We start from the raw sequence: 5,271 nt of genomic DNA, 5'->3' as shown, positions 1-5,271 counted from the left end.
CTTATCGAAAACGGAAAACCCAAAAAGGTTGCCATTGCCGCTGTGATGCGCAAACTACTTGTCCGACTGAATGCCCTGATGCGAAATCATCTCTTGCTATCTACAAAAAGTACTTGACTTTTAAGACAGTCGCTACGTTTTCCCGTTGCCTCATCTGAAAATCTGCCTGAACTGTTTCTTGCTATCTTTTATTTATGTGCATATAATCGGATTGGATTTAATGACGGAGAGAACTAGAATGCGTAATAATTCGCAAAACGGCTTGCACCAGCCCCGACGTCAGCATCCTGGGCAAGATGGCCCACAACGACCGCATTAGCGATCACGTGTTGCAGAACATCCCCGGCGACAAGGACCGGAAGCGCTTCGCCTCGGGGGTAAGGTACTTTCAATGAACAGCAAACCACAGTCCGAAGCGGGCGTTTCAGTTTCGCCGTATCGCTGGGTGGTGTTGGCCCTGTTCATGCTGCCGGCCATCGCCACCCAGATCCAGTGGATCACCTTCGCGCCCATCGCCAAGGACGCGGCCGCCCTTTTTACAGACGGCCGCACCAATGCCATCGACCTGCTGGCGATCGTGTTCATGCTCGTTTACCTTCCCGTCTCCTTCCCCGCCTCCTGGTGCATCGACAAGTTCGGGTTGAAATGGGGCACCGGCATCGGCGTCGTCATCCTCGGCCTGTCCGGTTTCCTGCGCATTTTCGCCCCGGACTACACCTGGCTGCTCGTTTTTCAGATCGGCTGCGCCATCGGCCAGCCGTTCGTCCTCAATTCGTTCACCAAGGTGGCGGCCAACTGGTTCCCCGAAAAGGAGGAGGCCCTGGCCTCCGGGCTGGCCACCATGTCGCTTTTCGTCGGCCTGCTCGTCGCCATGGGCGCCGGGGACTTCGTCCTCGCCCATTACCGGGCCATCGGCGACGCCCGCGGCGGTATCTCGCTCCTCCTCGTTCTCTACGGGATATTCTCCCTGGCCAGCATGGTCCTGTACCTGATCTTCGTCAAGGACAAGCCGAAAACGCCGCCCAATCCCATCGCGGCCGAGAAAAAGGTATCCATCCGCGTGGGTATCCGGGCGCTCTTCAGGAACAAGGATTTCCTCTACCTTTTGTGCGCCTTCTTCATCGGCCTGGGGGCGTTCAACGCCATATCCTCGAAAATCGATGCCATTTTCAACCGGCCGCTGGACATCGCCCCGTCGCTGGCGCCGGGGATCGTCGGCGGGCTGATGATCCTGGGCGGCATCTTCGGCGCCGTGATCCTCTCCGCGCTTTCGGACCGCTATCACAAGAGGAAATTGTTCCTGGTGCTGACCATGGCCGCGGCGGTCCCCCTGACGCTGCTGCTTGGCTTCCTGCCCTCGATCGTGCCGCTGGGTATCGCCGGCTTCGCCTTTGGATTCTTCCTGGTGGCGGCGCTGCCGATCGGCCTGACCTATGCCGTCGAAAAGACCCACCCGGTGCCCGAAGCCACGTCCAACGGCATCCTGATGCTGAGCGGCCAGGTCAGCGGCATCCTGCTGGCGCTGTTCTTCAACCTGGCCGTCATCGCCGTCCTGTTCGGCCTGGGGCTGCTTTTCACCCTGCTCATGACCGAAATAGCCCCCCGGCGCGCATCCTGACGGGAAACGGGGGGTAGGGCCTCTTCGCGCCCCGGCCATTCGGGAAGAACTTCAAATCACTGATATTTTATCCCACATTTTTTTGTTGACAAAACGGATTTTCGATATTATTATAATCAGCGAAATCAGTAAAATCAGTAAAAACTGAAATGGAGGAACGGCCATGACGAAGAAAAAGGAAGGTGCGGGCGGCGGCAGCTGCTGCCAGGTGACGGCGCTGCTGAGCGTGGACGAGCGCGGCCAGATGATCCTGCCCAAGGAGATCCGCGACAAGGCGGGCATCAAAGCCGGCGACAAGCTCGCCCTGGTTGTCTGGGAAAAGGACGGGGCGTTCTGCTGCTTGACCCTGATCAAGGCCAACGAGCTGGGCGGCATAGTCAAGGAAAAACTGGGGCCGATGCTGGCCGGTTTGGTTCGGACTAGCATTTGGTAGCCGGCAAAGCGTAAGCAGGTTTTAAAAAAGGAAACAAAAAGGAGGTTTCCAAATGAAAAAAAATATCAAGCAGGAAGTCAAGAAGAAGTACGGCACGATCGCGGCATCGTCAAGCTCTTGCTGCGGCTCCGCAAAAACTTGCGGCTGCAGCTCGGCCCCGTCGGCCGAGGATCTGAGTACGGGCGTCGGCTACTCGGTGGCCGAGCTGGCCTCGATCCCTGAGGGGGCGAACCTCGGCCTCGGCTGCGGCAATCCGGTCGCTTTGGCCTCGCTGCGCCCCGGCGAGACGGTGCTCGACCTGGGCTCTGGGGGCGGCATCGACTGCTTCCTGGCCGCCCGCCGCGTCGGCCCCGAAGGCCGAGTGATCGGCGTCGACATGACGCCCGAGATGATCCGCCTGGCGCGTGAGAACGCCGCCAAGAGCGGCCTGAAAAACGTCGAGTTCCGCCAGGGCGAGATCGAGAGCTTGCCGCTGGAGGATGGTTTGGTCGACATCGCCATCTCCAACTGCGTCATCAACCTCTCCCTGGACAAGGATAAGGTGTTCCGCGAAATTTACCGGGTTTTGAAAGCGGGCGGCCGCATGATGGTCTCCGACATCGTGCTCGACGGCGAGCTGCCGGCCAAGGTCAAGGATTCGGTGGCGGCCTACACCGGCTGCATCGGCGGCGCCCTGCAGCGCCGGGATTACCTGGACGCCATCGCCAAGGCCGGCTTCACCAAGGTGGAGATCGTGGCCGAGACCTTAGTCCCGGTCGATCTCTGGGCCGATTTCCCGGAAGAAGCAAAGACGCTGTCGCGCGAGGAGATCAAAACGGCGTTCGGCCTGATCGCCAGTATCAAGGTCTCGGCGCGGAAATAAATGCGCACGGCCACCGGCCAGCCGCCGCCTATTGATTATCTTTCGATTATTGTCGAAAATACGAGGAACATGGAACCAGACAAAAAACATCGCGTATGCCCGGTCGAGCACGCCGGGGTGTTGGATTTCAGTCTGCGCAAGTTGGCGCATAATCCGAAAAGAATATTGCGGCCGCATGTCAAGGCGGGAATGGCCGTTCTCGACCTGGGCTGCGGCCCGGGGTTTTTCACCGTGGAGATGGCCAGGCTGGTTGGCAAATCGGGAAAAGTGGTCGCGGTCGACCTGCAGCAGGGGATGCTCGAAAAGGCAAGGAAGAAAATGGTTGATGCCGGCCTGGGCGATAGGGTGACCTTCCATTTGTGCCGGGTCGACGCGATCGGCCTGGCCGAAACATTCGATTTCATCCTGGTCTTCTACATGCTTCACGAGGTGCCCGATCAGGCGAAATTCCTGGGCGAGATTTACTCGCTGCTCAAGCCAGACGGCCGGGCGCTTCTGGCAGAACCGACTTTTCACGTTGGCCGGGATGATTTCCAGAAATCGATCGCCATCATGAGACAGTCCGGCCTGGAAGTTGAAACGGGGCCCAGTATCCATTTCAGCCGGACGGTCATTTTGCGCAATGCCAGTCGTGAAGACCCGGGAAAGCAGGAGCCCCGATGATAAAAAAATTAGCCGCTAGCATCATGGTTTTAACTGTTGCGCTGGCAGTCGCGGCCGACCCGGAGGCGGGACCGCGCTCGGCGACCGTGCCGATCGCCCTCGACCACTGCCGCATGACCGTGGAAGTGGTCTTCACGCGCACCGACGGGTCGCCGCGCCCGGCGCGGGCCTGGGTGGACAGCGGCGGCATGGCGGTGGTCGCGGCCGAGGCGCTGGCCCGCGAACTGGGCATCGGCCCGGCGGCCATGCCAGCAAACGCGGGGCAAACCCTGGCAACGACGACCCCCGTCCCGGCCATGAGCCTGGGAGGCATTCCGCTCGCCGTCGAAGGGATGAACCTCTCGGTGCGCCGCGGCCGCTTCGCCATCCCGGGAGTGGAAGCCGAATGCGTCCTGCCGGCGCGCTGCCTGCGCCGGCTGCACGTCGTCTTCGACTACCCGGCGCACCGACTGACCGTGGCCTTGGCCGGGGTGCTCGCTCCGGTCGGAACGGCCGTTCCTTGTCGCGTCAATCCCGAGACCGGCCTGTTCATGGTCGAGGCGACATTGGACGGAGAGAAAGTGGCGCTGGGCATTGACAACGGCTCGGCCGGCACCTGGTTGAGCGACAAGCTGAGCGCGGCTTGGCTGGCCCGCCACGCCGATTGGCCCCATGCCGTCGGCGCCGCCGGTTCGACCAACTTTTTCGGCTTCCCCTTTGAAACGCAGGGCGCGCTGCTTTGCCTGCCCGCTTTGGCCATCGGCTCTTTGCCCGTCGCCCGGGAGCTTGCCGTCTTAGGTCTGGACCAGAGATTGTTCGATTGGTATTCGCAGAAGTCGGCCGGGCCGGTCGTTGGCTTCCTCGGCGCCGAGTTTATCGCCCGCTTCCGCCTGGAAGTCGATTTCCCGGGGCAGATGACCTGGTGGCAGCCGGGACCGGTGCCGGCGCTTCGCGATCTGGACATCGTCGGTTTGACCCTGCGCCCCGAGAACGACGGTTCATTTAGCGTGGCCGGCATTGTGCAACGCGACGGCCGGCCGGTTGTTCCCGGCGTTCAGGCCGGCGACAGGCTTTTGCGGGTGGACGGCCTGGATGTTGCCGGCGCGACCATGGGAATGGTAATCAACGCCCTGCGCGGCAAACCCGGCGCGCGGCGCGTTCTGCTGCTGGAGCGGTCGGGCAAGCCGACCACCGTCAAGGCCCAGGTCGTCCGCCTGCCCTAAACCGCAGGCAGCGGTATGGGGGGAAAACCGGTGCCGAGAATTCCGATGGCCTGACGAAGCACCCGCGCGGAAAGGTTATTTTTTCTCGGCTTTTTTCTCGCGCAGGTCGGCGAGCAGTTTTTCCTCGATCGATTTGGGTAAAGGTGAGTAGTGCAAAAATTCAATTGAGTGGCTGGCCCGGCCGCTGGACACGGTGCGCAACACCGACGCGTAGCCGAACATCTCCATCAGCGGTATGCTGCCGTTGATCTTCTGCGAACCCTTGCGGAAACGGCGCATGCTGTCGATCCGGCCGCGGCGGCGGTTGATGTCGCCGATGATCTCGCCCATGTATTCGTCGGGCGTGTTCACCTCGATCTTCATGATCGGTTCCAGAACGTGCGGCGAAGCCTTGGCGATGGCTTCCTTGATGGCCAATTGGGCGCAGGTCTTGAAAGCCTGCTCGCTGGAGTCCACGGCGTGGAAACTGCCGTCGATCAGGACGAACTTGACG

6 protein-coding genes are annotated in these 5,271 nt (G+C 61.0%); 5 read left to right on the top strand and 1 reads right to left on the bottom strand.

The window, feature by feature from the left end:
• The first annotated feature begins 391 nt into the window (after positions 1 to 391).
• From NTW95_12575 to NTW95_12555, 5 genes are all read left to right on the top strand, one after another.
• Positions 392 to 1,618, top strand: coding sequence for an MFS transporter (locus NTW95_12575; GenBank protein ID MCX6558243.1), 1,227 nt, complete (start codon positions 392 to 394; stop codon positions 1,616 to 1,618).
• 163 nt (positions 1,619 to 1,781) lie between these two features.
• Positions 1,782 to 2,051: an HgcAB-associated protein gene (locus NTW95_12570; protein ID MCX6558242.1), complete on the top strand. Its 270-nt coding sequence runs from the start codon at positions 1,782 to 1,784 to the stop codon at positions 2,049 to 2,051.
• Positions 2,052 to 2,103: 52 nt separating this feature from the next.
• On the top strand, positions 2,104 to 2,913 hold the full coding sequence (gene arsM, locus NTW95_12565; protein MCX6558241.1) for an arsenite methyltransferase: 810 nt from the start codon (positions 2,104 to 2,106) through the stop codon (positions 2,911 to 2,913).
• A gap of 69 nt (positions 2,914 to 2,982) precedes the next feature.
• Complete coding sequence (locus tag NTW95_12560) at positions 2,983 to 3,576, top strand: class I SAM-dependent methyltransferase (GenBank protein ID MCX6558240.1); 594 nt, start codon at positions 2,983 to 2,985, stop codon at positions 3,574 to 3,576.
• Entirely contained in the window at positions 3,573 to 4,778 is a 1,206-nt protein-coding gene (locus NTW95_12555) for a hypothetical protein (protein ID MCX6558239.1), read from the top strand. The genes NTW95_12560 and NTW95_12555 overlap by 4 nt, the downstream gene beginning before the upstream one ends.
• A 75-nt stretch (positions 4,779 to 4,853) precedes the next feature.
• Here the strand turns inward: NTW95_12555 and fusA are convergent.
• Positions 4,854 to 5,271: elongation factor G (fusA, locus tag NTW95_12550; protein MCX6558238.1), on the bottom strand; the 418-nt coding region annotated here is incomplete at its 5' end.

It is taken from the genome of Candidatus Aminicenantes bacterium, assembly GCA_026393795.1.
Classification (GTDB): Bacteria; Acidobacteriota; Aminicenantia; order UBA2199; family UBA2199; genus UBA2199.
Note: the sequence above shows the minus strand (reverse complement) of the source record. Positions and strands in the feature narration are given on the sequence as shown.